The 16,394-nt window shown below is 71.2% G+C and carries 13 protein-coding genes and 1 pseudogene; 10 read left to right on the top strand and 4 right to left on the bottom strand.

Annotated elements, in window-relative coordinates; translation table 11 throughout:
• Both ACZ60W_RS00070 and ACZ60W_RS00065 read left to right on the top strand, forming a co-directional pair.
• A pseudogene (locus ACZ60W_RS00070) lies at positions 1-284 on the top strand (hypothetical protein); the annotation flags it as partial.
• A gap of 114 nt (positions 285-398) precedes the next feature.
• Entirely contained in the window at positions 399-1,133 is a 735-nt protein-coding gene (locus ACZ60W_RS00065; protein ID WP_469753030.1) for a class F sortase, read from the top strand.
• A gap of 244 nt (positions 1,134-1,377) precedes the next feature.
• Here ACZ60W_RS00065 and ACZ60W_RS00060 read toward each other — a convergent pair whose 3' ends face one another.
• Positions 1,378-2,055 (bottom strand): GAP family protein, encoded by a 678-nt coding sequence (locus tag ACZ60W_RS00060; RefSeq protein WP_469753029.1) that lies wholly within the window; start codon positions 2,053-2,055, stop codon positions 1,378-1,380.
• Positions 2,056-2,353: 298 nt separating this feature from the next.
• On the opposite strand from ACZ60W_RS00060, the gene ACZ60W_RS00055 reads away from it, so the two are divergent.
• Positions 2,354-3,742, top strand: a complete 1,389-nt coding sequence (locus ACZ60W_RS00055; protein WP_469753028.1) for an aspartate ammonia-lyase — start codon at positions 2,354-2,356, stop codon at positions 3,740-3,742.
• 105 nt (positions 3,743-3,847) lie between these two features.
• On the opposite strand, the gene ACZ60W_RS00050 is transcribed toward ACZ60W_RS00055, so the two are convergent.
• A complete protein-coding gene (locus ACZ60W_RS00050; RefSeq protein ID WP_469753027.1) occupies positions 3,848-5,275 on the bottom strand; it encodes a hypothetical protein in 1,428 nt (475 codons plus the stop codon).
• Between the two features lie 311 nt (positions 5,276-5,586).
• Between ACZ60W_RS00050 and ACZ60W_RS00045 the strand changes: the two genes are divergently transcribed.
• From ACZ60W_RS00045 to ACZ60W_RS00020, 6 genes are all read left to right on the top strand, one after another.
• Positions 5,587-6,528, top strand: coding sequence for an ABC transporter substrate-binding protein (locus tag ACZ60W_RS00045; protein WP_469753026.1), 942 nt, complete (start codon positions 5,587-5,589; stop codon positions 6,526-6,528).
• A 2-nt stretch (positions 6,529-6,530) separates the two neighbouring features.
• Positions 6,531-7,481, top strand: coding sequence for an amino acid ABC transporter permease (locus ACZ60W_RS00040; RefSeq protein WP_469753025.1), 951 nt, complete (start codon positions 6,531-6,533; stop codon positions 7,479-7,481).
• Positions 7,482-7,489: 8 nt separating this feature from the next.
• A complete protein-coding gene (locus ACZ60W_RS00035; RefSeq protein ID WP_469753254.1) occupies positions 7,490-8,242 on the top strand; it encodes an amino acid ABC transporter ATP-binding protein in 753 nt (250 codons plus the stop codon).
• Positions 8,239-9,456 carry a M20/M25/M40 family metallo-hydrolase gene (locus ACZ60W_RS00030; RefSeq protein WP_469753024.1) on the top strand — a complete coding sequence of 406 codons (1,218 nt, stop codon included), beginning with the start codon at positions 8,239-8,241 and terminating at the stop codon, positions 9,454-9,456. Before ACZ60W_RS00035 ends, ACZ60W_RS00030 begins: the two co-directional genes overlap by 4 nt.
• A gap of 126 nt (positions 9,457-9,582) precedes the next feature.
• On the top strand, positions 9,583-10,875 hold the full coding sequence (locus tag ACZ60W_RS00025; RefSeq protein ID WP_469753023.1) for a cyanophycinase: 1,293 nt from the start codon (positions 9,583-9,585) through the stop codon (positions 10,873-10,875).
• A gap of 125 nt (positions 10,876-11,000) precedes the next feature.
• Positions 11,001-11,963, top strand: a complete 963-nt coding sequence (locus ACZ60W_RS00020) for an ABC transporter substrate-binding protein (RefSeq protein ID WP_469753022.1) — start codon at positions 11,001-11,003, stop codon at positions 11,961-11,963.
• Between the two features lie 36 nt (positions 11,964-11,999).
• Here the strand turns inward: ACZ60W_RS00020 and ACZ60W_RS00015 are convergent, their stop codons facing one another.
• Both ACZ60W_RS00015 and ACZ60W_RS00010 read right to left on the bottom strand, forming a co-directional pair.
• Complete coding sequence (locus tag ACZ60W_RS00015; RefSeq protein ID WP_469753021.1) at positions 12,000-14,519, bottom strand: DUF7617 domain-containing protein; 2,520 nt, start codon at positions 14,517-14,519, stop codon at positions 12,000-12,002.
• Positions 14,520-14,853: 334 nt separating this feature from the next.
• Complete coding sequence (locus ACZ60W_RS00010) at positions 14,854-15,732, bottom strand: MurR/RpiR family transcriptional regulator (protein WP_469753020.1); 879 nt, start codon at positions 15,730-15,732, stop codon at positions 14,854-14,856.
• A gap of 270 nt (positions 15,733-16,002) precedes the next feature.
• Here ACZ60W_RS00010 and ACZ60W_RS00005 point away from each other — a divergent pair, with 270 nt between their 5' ends.
• Complete coding sequence (locus tag ACZ60W_RS00005) at positions 16,003-16,254, top strand: hypothetical protein (protein ID WP_469753019.1); 252 nt, start codon at positions 16,003-16,005, stop codon at positions 16,252-16,254.
• Positions 16,255-16,394 lie beyond the last annotated feature (140 nt).

The following is a 16,394-nucleotide window of genomic DNA, read 5'->3' as shown; positions in this document are numbered from 1 at the left end:
AGAAGGGACACGGCAAGCCGGAGGGCGGCATGCACACCGGTGCCGGTGCGCTGTCGCTGGTCAACGCCGACGACTGGGGCAAGCCCGAGCAGAAGGAGCAGGGTTCCGCGCCCGAGCAGAAGGAAGAGGCTGACAAGCACGACAAGCCCAAGGGCGGCATGCACACGGGTGGCGGCGGCCTCGCGGACACCGGTACGAACGTGACCGGCGCGCTGGTCCTCGCGGGCGGGGCGGCCGCCTTCGTCCTCTACCGCCGGAGGAAGACCGCCGGCGTCTCGGCGTGATACCCCCGCACGTCGTGGGGGCTGCCACCCGAGAGGCAGTCCCCGCGACGCGCTTCCGTCCGCCCTTCGTTCCACACCCCCGGATCCGCCCTGCCCGTCGGAAAGACATCGCTGATGAAAGCCCCGACCGACCCCGCCCCCGAGAAAGACCACCGGCGCATCCCGCGGTGGGCCGCCCCCACCGCCTTCTGGACGCTGGTGCTGGTCGCGCTCCTGGCCGTCTTCGGCCCGAGCCTCGACACACAGGACGCGAGCGTCCGCTCCCGGCCCGCTGTTCCCCCACCGGCCGCGGCCGCCTCCGACGGGGCGCCGCGGCCGGGCGCGTCCGGCGTGCCGGGAGGCACCACCCCGTCCTCCCCGCCCACGGCTCCGGTCGCGGGTCGCTCGCTGCCGCGGTCGGCTCCGGTCCGGCTGCGCATTCCCGAGATCGGGGTGGACGCGCCCTTCACCGACCTGGAGATCGGGCCCTCGGGCGCACTCGACCCCCCGCCGGCCGATGACACGAACCTGGTCGGCTGGCACGCGTCCGGTCCCTCTCCCGGTGAGCGGGGTACGTCGCTGATCGCCGGCCACCTCGACACCGCCACGGCCCCTGCGGTGTTCGCCCGGCTCCGAGAGCTCGACCCCGGTGACTCCTTCGAAGTCCTGCGCGAGGACGGCACCACCGCCGTCTTCGTCGTCGACTCGGTGGAGAGCTTCCGCAAGGACGACTTCCCCGCGCGGCGCGTGTACGACGACACCCCGAGTGCTCTCGTCAGGCTCATCACCTGCGCGGGCGCCTACGACCGCGTCGCGAAGGACTACACGGAGAACCTCGTCGTCTTCGCCCAGCTGCAGCCCACGGACTGACGGGCGCCGGGTGCGCCCGGTCCCGTCGTCCTATGGGCCACCCGTGGACGCCGGGCGGGAGCCGGGCACCCCGGGCGGCAGGAGGGAGGAAGCCCCCGCCCCCCCCGGGCCGCCGCCGCACCGGCCCGATTCTGGACGCCTGCCGGGCGAGCTCGCCGAGCACCACGAGCCCGCCGAGATGCTCCGTCCCCGCGCCCGACCGAGGGCGAGCACCGCCTGATGCCCTCCAGGCCGCCGGTTCTCGTCAGCGGCCGAGCCCGGCGAGGCCCTCGCCCAGGATGCCGGCGCCCAGGAGGAGCATGATGCTCACGGTGATCGCGGTGCTGTGGGTCACCATGAACGTCTCGACACCGTCCAGGAACGCTCGGGCGCGGCTCCCGCCGGTGAGGTGAAGGACCACGCAGCCGAGGACCGTACAGGAGGCGAGGAGCACGAAGACGGTGAGGGCGCCGACGAGGCCCGCGTCGTGAGCCCCCGATTCGGTGATCGCGGTGGTCGCCGACGCCGTCAGGACGAAGTTCTTCGGGTTGGCGCCCGACAGGAGGGCGCCGAGGACGAGCGACCGGCCCGCCGTGGCCTCGGACAGCGAAGCCATCCAGCGAGGCGGTTCGACCCGGTCGGCGGCCCGCGGACGCCTCCACCACTTGCGTGCCCCGAGCACGACGAGAGCGCCTCCGGCCACGACCCGTCCCCAGTCCGCCACGGCCGACGACGTGCTGTCCGGATCGTCCGCTCCGCTGAACACCAGCGCGACCACGACCGACACCAGGGTGAGGCCGGCCGTCCAACCGGCGGCGAACATCAGCCCGTTCCGGGAGCCCCGTTCGCCGGACAGGATCACGACGACGCCGATCACCGGAAAGGGACTGAGCGCGACCGCCAGCGCGGCCGGCAGAACGGCTCCCGTCGCCTCGATCAGCACGTGACTTCCTCCGTGGCGTTCCGGCTCTGCCTCTCTCCCCGATGCTGCCCCCGCTCGCGCGCTCGCGCCTCTCGGTGCCGTCCGTCGTGCCTCCGGTCCGCCTTCGTGGCGGTGCCCGAGCGTGGGCCGATGGGCGACCGCGGGCCGGTACGCCCTCGCGCGGTCTTCCACGGGCCAGGAGGAACAGGGGTGTTCTCGGAGTAATGCTTGATTCAAATACGGTCTTGCGTGGCAACTTTGTAATGAGTGATACTTCCCTGGGTTCACGAGGACGGATCGATCCAGGGAAGAGGACGGTATGCAGCGCGAGGAACATGACCTCATCGGTGAGCGAGAAGTGAGCTCCGACGTCTACTGGGGCATCCACACCGCGCGGGCCCTGGAGAACTTCCCCCTCACGGGCCTTCCTCTCTCGTCCCACCCGGAGCTCGTCGTGGCTCTGGCGGCGGTGAAGGAAGCCGCCGCGCTGGCCCACGCCGACCTGGGGACTCTGCCGGCGGAGAAGGCCGACGCCATCAGGCGGGCGTGCCGGGAGATCCGTGCGGGCCGGCTGCACGACCAGTTCGTCGTCGACGTCTTCCAGGGCGGGGCCGGCACGTCGACCAACATGAACGCCAACGAGGTCATCGCCAACCGGGCCCTCGAACTCCTGGGGCACCGGCGTGGGGACTATGCGCGCCTGCACCCCAACGACGACGTGAACCGGTCGCAGAGCACCAACGACGTGTACCCGACGGCGGCCAAGCTCGCGATGTACGCCGCGAGCGGGCACCTGCTGGACGCGATGACCGTGCTGCGCAACGCCTTCGCCGAACGAGGAGGGGCGTTCGCCAAGACCGTCAAGCTGGGACGGACCCAGCTGCAGGACGCCGTCCCCATGACGCTGGGGCAGGAGTTCGACGCGTTCGCCCTGACCGTGCGTGACGACGCCGAGGGCATCGGCATCGCTGCGGAAGCCCTCCTGGAGGTCAACCTCGGGGGCACCGCCATCGGGACCGGCCTCAACGCGGATGCCGGCTTCGGTCCTCTGGCCGTGGCGCACCTCGCCGCCATCGCTTCCGCGCCGGCCAGATCGGCGCGGGACCTCGTGGAGAGCACACAGGGCGTCGGAGGATTCCTCCGGCTCTCCGGGGCGCTGCGGCAGTTCGCCCTGCGGCTGACGAAGATCTGCAACGACCTCCGGCTGCTGGCGTCCGGGCCCCGGGCAGGACTGGGCGAGATCCGGCTGCCTGAGCTGCAGGCCGGGTCGAGCATCATGCCGGGCAAGGTCAATCCCGTCGTTCCCGAGGCGGTCACGCAGGTCTGTTTCGACGTGGTGGGGGCGGACGCGGCCGTCTGCGCGGCGGCGCAGGCCGGTCAGCTCCAGCTGAACGCCTTCGAGCCCCTGATGGTCCACCACCTGCTGAAGTCGGCGAACCGGATGGAGGCCGCGTGCCGGCTGCTCGCCGAGCGCTGCGTGGCAGGCGTCCAGGCGAACGAGGAGCACCTGCGCGTGCTCGTGGAGACCAGCTCGGGACTCGCCACCGCCCTCAGCCCGGTGATCGGGTACCAGCAGGCCACCGCTCTGGCCCGCCAGTGCCAGGCGACGGGGGTGCCCGTACGCGAACTGGCGGCCCGCGAGGGGCTGGTCTCTGAGGAGCAGCTCTCCTTCCTGCTCGACCCGAGGCGGCTCGCGCACCCGGTGTGAGGTGAGGGCGTCAGGGCGGGGCCCCCGGCGGCGGGGGGCACGGTGCCGGGGGCGAAGCCCTGAGGTCGGGACCGCGGACGCGGGCCCGGCCACAGGGGGATCAGGTCAGTTCTTGGTCACCGTGCAGGTGTAGGAAGCGGTCCCGGAGCCGCTGTACGCCTCCATGTCGAGGTAGTAGGTGTCCGATCCGGAGGCGGTTCTGGTGAAGGAGAGGGACTCGTCGGTGCCAGCGCCGTCGTTGACGGAGCGGGTCAGGGTGCTGCCGTTCGCGTCGAGCCAGTACAGATCGGCGTCATAGGCGGAGGGGACCGCGCAGGTCACCGAGGCCGTCTGGCCCGAGGCCAGGCTCAGCTTGAAGTAGTCGCGGTCGCTGGTCGACTTCATGCCGCCGGTCAGCGAGCCGGGGGAGGCCAGGGCGGTGGCGTCGTCGGCCGTGTCGCGGGTGTCGTTCGGCTCGCTCTCGGCCAGGGCCGCTGCACCGCCCGAGCTGCCGCAGGTGGTCACGGGAGTACCGCTGTAGAGGCCGGCGTCTGCCACTCCGCCGGTGACGCTGCGGAGGTAGTAGCCGCAGGTGGGGCGGTTCTTGAAGTCGAACGTCGAGCCGGGCGTCAGGCGCCAGATCTTGAACCCCGAGTAGGTCAGCGGCTTGCGGTCCACGGCCTGCTCGGGCTGGTGGTCGGCGAGGACGACGTAGGCGTCCTTGCCGTACTGGGTCGCCATGCCGTTGCGGTCGAGGAAGAGGGAGCCGCCCCCCTCCTCCACGCCGACGCCCCAGGCCGCTCCTCCCGGCGCGAGACCGTCCTTCACGGCGCGTGCGAGGAAGGACATGGTGCGGCCCATGCGGTCGCGGGTGACGAAGTGCGAGTCGTTGATGACCCCGGCGTAGTTCGGCCACTCGAGCATGCCGGTGGTGAAGCTGATGTACCGGTCGTAGGGGTTGGCGAGCGCCTCGGCGCTGGTGACGCTGCCGTTGCACGCGTCGTAGACGATCGGGCTGTTGATGTGGTGCCCCGCACTGCCGCCGCCCGAGCCGCCGCCCTTGGCGACGACCGACTCGATGGACGCCTCCAGGGCGGTCCCCTTCCAGGCGGCGTAGCGACACTGGTCGCCGCCGGCGAAGTAGACGAACTCGGCGTTGCGTACGTCCGTGTTGACCTGGCTGTTGTTGCCGTCGTTGGCTGCCGTGAGCGTCCACGTCGTGCAGGAGTTGACCCCGGTGAGTCCCGTGATCGTGTCGCACTCGGGAGTCTTGCTGCCCGACGTCGGCGCCGAACCCGCGAGGACCACGACGTCGAGCGTCCCGGTGCCGCCTCGGATCTCGTCGACGGCCCGCGTCATCGACGCGGGGACCACGCCGCCCGCGCCGTTCATGGTGAACGCCGGGCCGTTCCATGAGGCGCGGGTGACGTCGGAGGTGCTGCCGAGCCGGATCCTGTCGGCCGCCGCGTGCGCGGGCTGCTGCGCGACCAGCGCGGAAGCCAGTGCGGTCAGGACGACGCCTGTCGAGGCAAGTCTGAGTGAACGGAGATGCATCTGCGCTCCAAGGCAGGGGGGACTGTTCGATTCCGCGGCACTCCGATGACGGGGTGCCGGTTGGTAGCGGAACATACAAGTAACGAGCCGTTGCCGGAAGATGTAAGAGGATCTTCAGCCGCGACCCGTCGACATTTCCGCGGATTGATCGCCCAAATCGCCTCACACTTCCGCAAATTGAGGCTCTGGAGGCGCGTTACATGAACGTAATGAGACTTACATCTAGCCAGGGAACGCATCACTCTGTAATTTCACTGCTGTGCCGGGCGGCCAGATTCCGCCGGCAGAAAACCACCGAGAGGCTCCACGCGATGAACACGCGCTTCGCACGCCCCACAGCGGCGGCCGCCGTCACGGCCGTCCTGCTCGCCTCCCTGTCCGCCTGCGGAGGCGACGACGTCGCCGCGCCGTCCGGCAAGGTCGTCGTCGCCGGCAAGGAGGTCGTGAAGGACCCGGCGCTGCACGACCTGCTCCCGGAGAAGATCAAGAAGGCGGGCGAGGTCCGCGTCGCGACCGACGTGCCGTACCCGCCCTTCGAGATGTTCGTGAAGGAGGGCGAGCCCACCCTCACGGGACTGGACTACGACCTCGGCCAGGCGCTCGGCGCGAAGCTCGGCGTGCGGTTCTCCTTCACGCCCCAGAAGTTCGACGGCATCGTCCCCGCCCTCCAGGCCGGCAAGTTCGACGCCGCGATGTCGGCCATCACCGACAACAAGGAGCGCCAGAAGGTCGTCGACTTCGTCGACTACTCCCAGTCCGGCTCCGGCATCCTGGTCGCCGAGGGCAACCCGGTGAAGGTGACCACCCTGGACGACCTGTGCGGACGAAAGGTGGCCGTGCAGACGGCGACCAACCAGCTCGATCTCCTCAAGTCCCACCAGACCGCCTGCACGGCGGCCGGCAAGGGCCCGATCGACATCCAGACCTTCCCCAAGGACTCCGACGCCCAGCTCGCGCTGCGTGCCGGAAAGGTCGTCGCCCAGGTCCTGACCAAGCCCGCCGCCGGCTGGGTGGCCAAGACCGCCGGTGACGGAGGGACCTTCGACCTCGTCGAGGACCCCGCCGCGCCCGGCGGCTACAACGCCTCGCCCAACGGCATCGCCGTCACCAAGCAGCTCCCCGAACTGACGGACGCCATCCTCAAGGCCCTCCAGGCCCTCATCGACGACGGCGAACTCGTCCACATCTTCAACAAGTACGGCGTCGCCTCGATCGCCGTCCCCAAGGCCACCAAGAACGCGGCGGTCGACTAGAGATGATCGACACCAAGAGCCCCGCCACCACCTCCTCGCCCGCCCGCGAACTCGAAGTCGTCCCCGTCCGCAACGTCGGACGCTGGATCGCCGCGGCCGCCTCCCTGGCCGCCCTCGTCGGCCTGGTCGGCTCCCTCGCCAAGAACGACAACCTGCACTGGGACATCGTCGGCGACTACCTCTTCGCCGACCTCATCTTCGACGGCCTGACCACCACCCTCTGGCTGACCGCCGCCGCCATGTTCCTCGGCCTGGCACTGGGTACGCTCATCGCCGTCATGCGGCTCTCCTCCAGCCCCGTGCTGTACGGCCTGGCCAACGCCTTCGTCTGGGTGTTCCGCGGCACTCCGCTGCTCGTGCAGATCATCTTCTGGGGATACGCCGCGGCCCTGTACAAGTACGTGAAGATCGGCATCCCCTTCACGGACGTCACCTTCTTCCAGGCCGAGACGAACACCCTGCTGACACCGGCGATCGCCGCCCTGCTCGCCCTCGGGCTCAACGAGGCCGCCTACGCCTCGGAGATCGTCCGCGCCGGCATCCAGTCCGTCGATCCCGGGCAGGCCGAGGCCGCGCACTCGCTCGGCATGCGTCCCGCGCTGACCATGCGCCGCATCGTCCTGCCCCAGGCCATGCGCGTGATCATTCCGCCCATGGGCAACGAGACGATCAACATGCTCAAGATGACCGCGCTCGTCTCGGTCATCTCCGCCCACGACCTGATGTCCAACATCCAGGACGTGTACGCCCAGAACTACCAGGTCATCCCCATGCTGGTGGTCGCCAGCATCTGGTACCTGGCCCTCGTCACCCTCCTCAGCGTGCCCCAGGCATGGCTGGAACGGCGCTACGGACGCGGGACCACCCGCGCCGGTCACGTCTCGCCGCTCCGCCGGCTGCTCGGCGGAACCGTGGAGCGACTCGGCAAGAACACCAAGGAGCAGAGCCGATGAGCACCCCCATGGTGCGGGCCGAAGGCGTCCGCAAGCACTTCGGAAGGCTGGAGGTCCTCAAGGGCATCGACCTCACCGTCGACCGCGGCCAGGTGTGCTGCCTGCTCGGCCCCTCGGGCTCGGGAAAGTCCACCTTCCTGCGCTGCATCAACCACCTGGAGAAGGTCGACGGCGGCAGGCTCACCGTCGACGGCGAACTCGTCGGCTACCGCCAGCAGGGCGACAAGCTCCACGAACTCCGCGAACGCGAGGTGGCCGACCGCCGCCGCGACATCGGGATGGTCTTCCAGCGGTTCAACCTCTTCCCGCACATGACCGCCCTCGACAACGTCATGGAAGCGCCCCTCAAGGTCGCGTCGGTCCCCAGGAACGAAGCCCGCGAACAGGCCCACGCCCTGCTCGAACAGGTCGGGCTCGGCGACCGCGCCCGGCACTTCCCCGCCGAGCTCTCCGGCGGCCAGCAGCAGCGCGTCGCCATCGCCCGTGCGCTCGCCATGAAGCCCAAGCTGATGCTCTTCGACGAACCGACCTCCGCCCTGGACCCCGAGCTCGTCGGAGACGTCCTGGACGTCATGCGACAGCTCGCCGCCGACGGCATGACGATGGTCGTCGTCACCCACGAGATCGGATTCGCCCGCGAGGTCGGCGACACGGCCGTCTTCATGGACGAAGGCGTCGTCGTCGAAGCGGGAGACCCCCGCCAGGTCCTCGTCCACCCGGAGCAGGAGCGCACCCGCGCCTTCCTGTCCAAGGTCCTGTGAGCGCCCCCACCCGCCGGCAGGAACGGCTCGACGACCTCCTCGGCCTGGCGCAGGACCACCTCTCCCGCTATCTGGCAGACCTGGCCGAACTCGTCTCCATCGACTCCGGCTCCTACAGCGCCGACGGCGTCGACGAGGTCGCCGACTGGGTCGAGCGCCGCCTCGAGCGGATGGGATTCGACGTCGAACGCGTCGGCTTCCCTCCCTCGCCCGACGGCCACCGGTCCGGTGACGCCCTCGTCGGCCGCAGACGCGGTGGACTCCCCGCAGCGGTGGGCGGCCGCCGCATCCTCCTCGCCGGCCACATGGACACCGTCTTCGAGGACGGCACCGCCGCCGCGCGTCCCTTCCGCATCGACGGCTCCACGGCGTACGGACCCGGCGTGAGCGATGACAAGGGGGGCATGCTCGCGGGCCTCACCGCCCTGGAGATCCTCCTCGAGCACGGCGTCGACGCGTACGACGAGCTGGTGTTCCTGGCCACCCCGGACGAGGAGATCGGCTCACCCGCCAGCCGTACGTTCATCGAACGCACCGCGGCGGACGTGCACTACGGACTCGGCCTGGAGTGCGCCCGGGAGAACGGCGACGTGGTCATCGCCCGCAAGGGCGTCGCGGACTTCCGCCTCACCCTCACCGGCCGGGCCGCCCACGCCGGTATCGAGCCCGAGCGCGGAGCGAACGCCGCCCTCGCCGCCGCCCACCTGACCGTCGCCATCCAGGCCCTCAACGGCCACTGGGACGACGTGACCGTCAACGTCGGCGTGGTCCGGGCCGGCACCCGCGCCAACATCGTCTGCCCCCAGGCCGAGCTGCGCATCGAGGTCCGCGCCGCCACCACGGCCGACATCCGGCGGGTCACCCGGGCCATCCAGGAGGCTGCGGACCAGCCCGGCGTCCCCGGTGTCACCGTCGAGGTCGAGCAGCTCGACCTCTGCCCGCCCATGGAGGACACACCCGCGTCCCGGCGCATCCTCGCCCACGCACGCCGCGCTGCCCTCGCGGCGGGCATCGCGCTCGGCGCCGCGGCGACCGGCGGAGTGGGGGACGCCAACCTCATCGCCGGCACCGGAATCCCCGTCCTGGACGGACTGGGGCCCGTCGGAGGCGCCGACCACACCCCCCTGGAATGGCTCGACATCACCAGCGTCCCCCAGCGGATCGCGATCCTCGCCGAGCTGATCGCCTCCCTCGGCGACGCCGCCACCGCCTGAGCCGTCCGGCCGTACGGCCGGAGCCGACGTCCCTCCTCCGGCCGTACCGCCCGCCGGGCCGACGCGGTACGCCCACCCTCACGCATTCACGAGCCCCTCCCTCCCACTCCCCTCAACGGAGGCACCATGCGCATCCCGTCCGCCCCCACACGGCGCACCGTCATCGCCGGCGGCCTCGCCGTCGCCCTCCTCACGATCTCCTCCTCCGCCCAGGCCGACCCCCGGCCCGCCACGCTCCACCCGGGCTCCCTCGTCCTGGTGGGCGGAGGACTCAAGGACGACAACAGCCAGGTGTACGGCGAGATCATCAAGCGGGCCGGCGGGCCGCAGGCCCGCATCGGCGTCCTCACCGCCGCCTCCGTGCCCGAGAGCCAGGACCCCCACGCCGACGACCCCGACCTGTGCAGCAACTCCGCGTGCAACGGCGCCTACTACGCCGAGCTCTTCAAGCGGCACGGCGCCGCGGACGCCCAGTGGATCCCCGTCGACCTCGACCACGTGGCCGCCGCCGACTCCGACGCCGTCGTCGCCCAGGTCGAGTCCATGACCGGCTTCTTCTTCGGTGGCGGCGACCAGTACCGCTACGTCACCACCCTCCTGCGCGGCGACGAGCACAAGGACTCGAAGGTCCTCGCCGCCATCCGTGCCAAGCTTGCCCACGGGGCAGTGGTCTCCGGATCTTCTGCGGGTGCCCAGATCGCCTCCGGCCCCGACATGGTCAGCGGCGGGGACTCCTACGAGGGCCTCCGCGACGGCAGCGCCCCCGGATACTTCGACGACCCCACCCGGCTCGGCTACCTCCCCCAGGGCGGGTTCGGCTTCCTCCGCTCCGGACTCGTCGACACCCACACGGGTGCCTACGGACGCGAGGGCCGAGCTCTGCGCCTCGCCTCCGACACCGGGCACGACCGCGTCTACGCCCTGGAGGAGAACACCGCCCTGGTCGTCGACCGGCCCGGCAGCAACCGTGAGCATGTGACGGTCCTCGGCCCGAACGGCGTCGCCGTCCTCGACCTGCGGGCCGCCCGTGCGCACGACTCCGTCCATGGCTGGTCCCTCCACCGGGCCCGGTACAGCTACCTCACCGACGGGGACCGGTACGACCCCCGCACGTGGAGCGTTCGGGTCGCGACCGGCAAGCACGTGCTGGCCCCCACGGCCACGACGGCCGTGCCGCCCAACACCGACGTCTTCTATTCGGCCGCCAACCCGGACGGCACCCCCTACTCCTTCCGGACCACGGCCAGGGCCCTCGCGTCGACGCGAGGGCAGGACAGCGCGACGGCGACGACGTTCGAGTCCGGCCCCCGGTTCACGGTGACCTTCACCAAGGCGCGAGGCTTCGCCGCCTTCACCGCCGACGGCGCCACCGCCGGAACACTCGTCGGGCTCCAGATCGACATCGCGCCCGGACGATGAGCGAGCGGCGGAGCCGGCATCCCTCGCGGGACCGGCTCCGCCTGCCGTCCCCCGGACCACCACCGGCTCGGCGGTGGTGGCAAGCGCATGGCTCACGACCTGATGACAGAGAGAAAGGCCGCTCCATGTCCGTCCCTCCCCGCACCACGCTCGTCGTCGCACTCACCGGCCTCGCCCTGCTCGCCTCCGGGTGCGGCACCGCGTCCGACGGCTCGTCGCCCGGCCCTGCCCGGTCCGGGATGGCCGGCCCGGCGGTGGTACTGCCCGGCCTCACGGTCAAGCCCGACCCCGCGCTGTACGCCATGCTCCCGCCGGCCGTCCGGGCCGAAGGGACGGTCCGCGTCGCGACCGATGTCCCCTACCCGCCCTTCGAGATGTACGCCGAGGAGGGCACCACCCGGATCACCGGAATCGACCACGACCTGGGCCAGGCCCTCGGGGCCCGCCTCGGAGTCACGTTCGCGTTCTCACAGCAGAAGTTCGACGGGATCCTGCCCGCCGTCCAGGCGGGGAAGTTCGATGCCGTCATGTCGGCCATGACGGACAAGAAGGCCAGGCAGACGTCGGTGGACTTCGTCGACTACCTCAACGCCGGCCCCGGCTGGCTCGTGGCGAAGGGCAACCCCGAGAACATCACCGTCGTGACGGACGTCTGCGGCAAGGCGGTCGGGGTCCAGACCGGAACCAACCACCAGAAGCTGCTCCAGCAGCGGCAGGAACTGTGCAAGGCGAAGGGCCTCCCGCCCATCACCGTCCTGGCGTTCTCGAAGGACTCCGAGGCGCAACTGGCCCTCCGCAGCGGGAAGGTCGTCGCCGACTACCTGGACGAGGTGACGGCGGCGTACGTCGCCGCCACGGCCGACGGCGGCACGTCCTTCTCCACGGTGACGGGACGCGAGGCGGTGGGGGAGTACAGCGCCTCGCCGATGGGCATCGGCGTGTCGAAGGACCTGCCCGGCCTCAAGGAAGCCGTTCAGGCGGCCCTGCAGTCCCTGATGGACGACGGTACGTACGCCAAGATCCTCACGAAGTACGGGGTTCCGAACATCGCGATCGCCCGGGCCACCGTCAACGGAGCCCTCGACTGACGGCCCGGTGGGGCCGGGGTCGAGGGCTCCTGGGGGTCAGGACTCCTTCGTGAGGATGCAGAGCAGGGAGCAGGCGATCGCCGAGGACGGTGCGCTGGTGGCCGGGGGCGTGCCGGGGGGCTCGCCGAGCCCGGAGAAGGTGGCCGACGCCGTGTTCTTCAGCGGCAGGGCCAGCAGGAAGGAACTGCAGTGGACCTGCCGGCTGGCGCCGACCGCGAGGTCGAAGGTCCCTGCCGCCGTCCGGCAACCGGGGGTGGTGGGGTCGTTGACCGTCACGCCGGTGGCGGCGACGGGACCGGTGTTGGTGACGGTGATCCGCCAGTACGCGGTGCCGAGCAGTTGCAGCAGCCCCACGGGGCTCTTCTTCGCCCAGGGCCCCGCACCGCCGGGACCGCACGCGTGCGGGCTCGTGACCGTACAGATCTCCTTCTCGACCGTCACCACGGGCTTGCAGCGAGCACCGGGCGCGACGGGAAGGTCGACGGTGTTGGAGGTCAGGGAGCCGGAGGAGTCGCTCGCGGTCGCGGTGTCGGACACCTGGGTGACCGCGCAGTCCGCGGCGACGACCGTACGCACGCAGACCTGAGGCGCGTCGCCCTGGAAACTCGCCACCAGCGACGGGTGGTTCGTCGCCGTGAAGTCGGCGGCGCTGTTCAGGACCAGCTGGACGGTGACGGTGATCGCCGGATGGTCGACCGCGGAGATGGTGCTGAGGTCGACGGTGCCGGCCGGGGTCAGGGCGGGAGTGGCGAGGACCGTTCCGTCGGGATCGGTGACGGCGACGGCCGAGGCGGCGAGGTTCACGTGGGAGAGGTCGATGGCCTCCAGCCGTGCCTCCGTGTACCCCTGGACGTGACCGGATGCGCCGTCGCAGTAGAAGTCGGACGGCTTCAGCGTGACGGCCGCACCGCTGTGCACGCACGGAGTGGAGCCCGTGCCCGGGTCGACGGAGAAGAGGATGCCCGCATCGCCGAGGGCGATGAGGCAGCGGGTGGTGGCGTCGTAGGTGTAGCCGTAGTCACGGGTCGCGCCACCGCCCACACCCGGGTGGGTGGCCGTGGCCGGGAAGCCGGCGCACGGCTGGGCCGAGGTCCAGCTGTAGCAGAGCGTCGCGCCGGGGACGGGCCCGCCCCAGACGGGGAAGTAGCTCCGGGTGTCGGTGGCGGTGGTGACGACCTCGGGGTTGAAGACGAGGACGCCGTTGCCCACGGTGCCGAGCCCCGTCGCCGGTGCGGCGAGCGGTGTGCCGTCGATCCCGTAGCACGTGGTCGTCGGCGGCCCGGTGCTGCTGGACGCGGTGCACACTCCGTTGGCCGCGCCGGAGGCGGCGTAGGACGTGAACGCGTTGTAGGTGTAGTGGGCGGCGCTGGGGCCGGCCGGGTGTGCGGTGTCCCAGCCGGCGCAGACCGTGCCCGTGGCCGGGTCGAAGCAGCCCAGGGCGGGTGCGCCGGCGAGGCTGGACCCACTGGTCTGGGGCGATGAGGAGGCGAAGACCTTGCCGCCCGCGGTGGTCATGCCGCCGAGGTAGAGCGAGCCGGTCGCACCGGGGAGGTCGTGGTTGGGCCGCACCACGGGGTCGTAGGGCTGTCCGGCGCACGGCGTGCGGCTGGCGATCTCCAGGCAGAGCACCTGGCCGGTGCTGGCGACGCCGTAGATGTTGCCGCCCTCGGCGACGAGCCCCGCCATGCCGTTGGCGCTGGACGGGGTGCCGCCGGTGGCCCGCAGGGCGAAGAAGCCGCAGTTGGCGCGGGCGGCGAGGTCCAGACAGCCGACGCCGAGCGCCGACGTCGTCACGGCCGGGTAGTAGAGGACGCCGGACCGGCCGGGGTCGAGCACGTACTGGGGCGTCAGCGTGCTGCTGATGTTCCCGGTGCTCCCGGAACCGAGGGGGCCGGGGGTGGTGTTGAGGGGCCGGGGCCACGGACCTCCCGTACAGGGCTGGCCGGTCGACAGGTTGCTGCACACGGCCTGCGGCGCGGCGGGACCGGTGTGGTGGTACATGTTCCACGCCTCGACGTCACCGCTTTCGGTGCGGTGGAGCACCGGCGTGAAGCCGTCGCCGCCGGTGGACTGCGCGGTGGGGCGTACCGGCGGCAGGAGGTCGTGGGCCAGTTGTGTTCCGCCGGGGCGGGCCGCGGGGTGGCTCGCGCGCACGGCCCGGGTCGCGGTGCCGGGGTCACCGTCGGTGAAGGTCGTCCCGTCGGTGGACCAGCCGGGAGTCCAGCCCGGCGGCACCTTCAGGGAGCCGGGGACGTACGTCTGGGCGGTGCCGGCGCCGGCGATGGGGTCGGTGATGACCGCGGGCGCCGGGGCTCCGGGGGCGGTGTTGGCGTATCCGACGGTCCAGTTGACGGTGGAGCCGTGGTCCACCGGGATCCGGCCGGGGTCGCTCACGTTCTGGGCGGTCTTCACCAGCGTCGACGCGGAGGCTGCCGCGGGACCCGGTTCCGGGGCGGCGGAGGTGGCCGTGACGCCTGCCGCGGCGGTCAGCGCGAGGGTGGTCAGCAGGACGGCCGCTGCGGTGGACAGCGGCCGACGGGATCGGTGTACGGGCACGGGACGGGACATGTGTTTCCCATTCTGTGTCGTGGAGCGCGCGCCAACGGACGTGCTGACAGTGCGCGCAGACGCATACCGTAGGGGCCTGACCTCAGCCTGTCACTGGCTTGGGGGAAGCGTGGCGGACTGCGACAGGAACTGGGCGCCATGTGCCCGAGTCCGTATCGTCTCTGCTTGTCCGACGTCACGAACGGTTCGGATCGGTTGCTGATTCCGTTCATGGGTCCGAGGCGGGTTCACCGGTCCGGCGTCCGGTGCGGCGCAGGACCCGCCGGGGCCTCGCGCGGTGATTGCTGACTCGCCGACCCTGACGGCGGCCCGAGGCTCCGGTTTACAGGAGTCCGGTCCGCCGGGCGACCCTCTCCGCTTCCTTCATGCGTTCGTGGCCGTCGCCGCCGACCCGGTCCAGGACGGCACCGACGAGCGACTCGACGATGGCCATGGCCGGCGTCAGGCTGTCGTAGGGGGAGTCCGAGGAGACCTGGGTGATGACGACGACGTCCGCGTGGGCGGCGGCGGGCGAGAGCCACGGGTCGGTGAACACGATCACCTTCCCACCCCGTTCCCGGGCGAGTTCGGCGATGAGCGTCTTGTCCGTCTCGTAGCGCCGGTAGTCGAACAGGACCGTGACGTCACGGCGGTTGAGCTGGGTCAGGAAGGACGTCCGCTCCACGTCCTTGTGGGGGAGGAGGCTGACCTGGTCGCGGAACTGCATGAGGTGCAGGCCCAGGTACTCCGCCAGGAGATGGGTGAACCGTCCTCCGGCCAGGTGCACCCGGCGTTTGCGGTCGGCGAGCAGGCTCACCGCGTTCTCGAACTCGTGCGGTGCCACTTCGTCGAAGGTCTGCGACACCGCCTGCCGTACCAGCGCCGAGCGCTCGCCCAGGTGGGCGGCGGCAGAGGCGGGCGGCGACGCCGCGGCTTCCCGCTCCGCCGCCTCCGCCGCGGTGTACAGGGTGATCGGCGAGGCGTTGCGGGCGTCGAGCTCCAGGCGCAGAGCGGCCTGCAGATCGGGAAACCCCTTGTACCCGAGTCGCGAGGCGCACCGCAGGACCGTGGGCGCCGACACGCCGGCCCGCTCCGCGATCGTCGCGACGGTCTCGAAGACGGCGGCGGGATATCCCGCCAAGAGGATGCGTGCGACCTTGCGTTCGGCGGGGCTCAGTTCTCCGAGCCGACTGCGGATCTCGTCGGCCAGCGTGGAACTCATGGCTTTCCCTTCTGCGGCGGGTCGCGCCGAAGGCCTCGCGCAGTCGGACGGGCCGTGCGATCCGACCTCCCACGTTTCAGATGGTGGAGCTTGGAAGGGTAAATGTACTGCCTATTACGACGTCTGGACACCCCCTCCGCCGCACGCCCGTGCGCGGTTGCGCGCCGTCTCGCCGGACGAGGTCATCCGACAGGAGCTGGTGAATGAATCCAAAAGGACCTTGTGTCTAGAACTACGCACAAATGTCGTGATTGAGCACAAGGAGGACGAATGATCGTCAAGAAGCTGCACGACGCGGGACTCCGCAGCGAACACGCCTACCTCGCCGCGGTCGGGTCCATCGGTCTCTCCCTTGCCTCCTGGCTCGCCTCCAGCAAGCAGGAGAACCTCGAGAGGGCCGACCGCTGGGGGATCTTCGTCGGGGAGTGGGCTCCCACCTTCTTCGCGCTGGGGCTGGCGCTCGCCAATTACGAGCGGATCGATCCCACTGCCGAGGCGGGCCGCTCCACCGAGGAGGCGTGAGCGCGGAGGATCACACCACGGCAGGTGCCGGTAGCCCGGAGGGGCCGGTGTGGGGGGGGGGGGGGGGGGGGGGGGGGGGGGGGGGGGGGGGGGGGGGGGGGGGGGGGGGGGGGGGGGGGGGGGGGGGGGGGGGGGGGGGG

The sequence above is a fragment of the Streptomyces sp. NPDC104202 genome (assembly GCF_055584185.1).
The sequence above is the reverse complement of the archived record's forward strand: the minus strand, read 5'-3'. Positions and strand labels throughout refer to the sequence as shown.

What these genes read in the sequence shown, in the direction of transcription:
- ACZ60W_RS00065 (WP_469753030.1), top strand. Translation starts at nt 399, where the DNA reads ATGAAAGCCCCGACCGACCCCGCCCCCGAGAAAGACCACCGGCGCATC.
- ACZ60W_RS00055 (WP_469753028.1), top strand. Translation starts at nt 2,354, where the DNA reads ATGCAGCGCGAGGAACATGACCTCATCGGTGAGCGAGAAGTGAGCTCC.
- ACZ60W_RS00050 (WP_469753027.1), bottom strand. Translation starts at nt 5,275, where the DNA reads ATGCATCTCCGTTCACTCAGACTTGCCTCGACAGGCGTCGTCCTGACC.
- ACZ60W_RS00045 (WP_469753026.1), top strand. Translation starts at nt 5,587, where the DNA reads ATGAACACGCGCTTCGCACGCCCCACAGCGGCGGCCGCCGTCACGGCC.
- ACZ60W_RS00040 (WP_469753025.1), top strand. Translation starts at nt 6,531, where the DNA reads ATGATCGACACCAAGAGCCCCGCCACCACCTCCTCGCCCGCCCGCGAA.
- ACZ60W_RS00035 (WP_469753254.1), top strand. Translation starts at nt 7,490, where the DNA reads ATGGTGCGGGCCGAAGGCGTCCGCAAGCACTTCGGAAGGCTGGAGGTC.
- ACZ60W_RS00025 (WP_469753023.1), top strand. Translation starts at nt 9,583, where the DNA reads ATGCGCATCCCGTCCGCCCCCACACGGCGCACCGTCATCGCCGGCGGC.
- ACZ60W_RS00020 (WP_469753022.1), top strand. Translation starts at nt 11,001, where the DNA reads ATGTCCGTCCCTCCCCGCACCACGCTCGTCGTCGCACTCACCGGCCTC.
- ACZ60W_RS00010 (WP_469753020.1), bottom strand. Translation starts at nt 15,732, where the DNA reads ATGAGTTCCACGCTGGCCGACGAGATCCGCAGTCGGCTCGGAGAACTG.
- ACZ60W_RS00005 (WP_469753019.1), top strand. Translation starts at nt 16,003, where the DNA reads ATGATCGTCAAGAAGCTGCACGACGCGGGACTCCGCAGCGAACACGCC.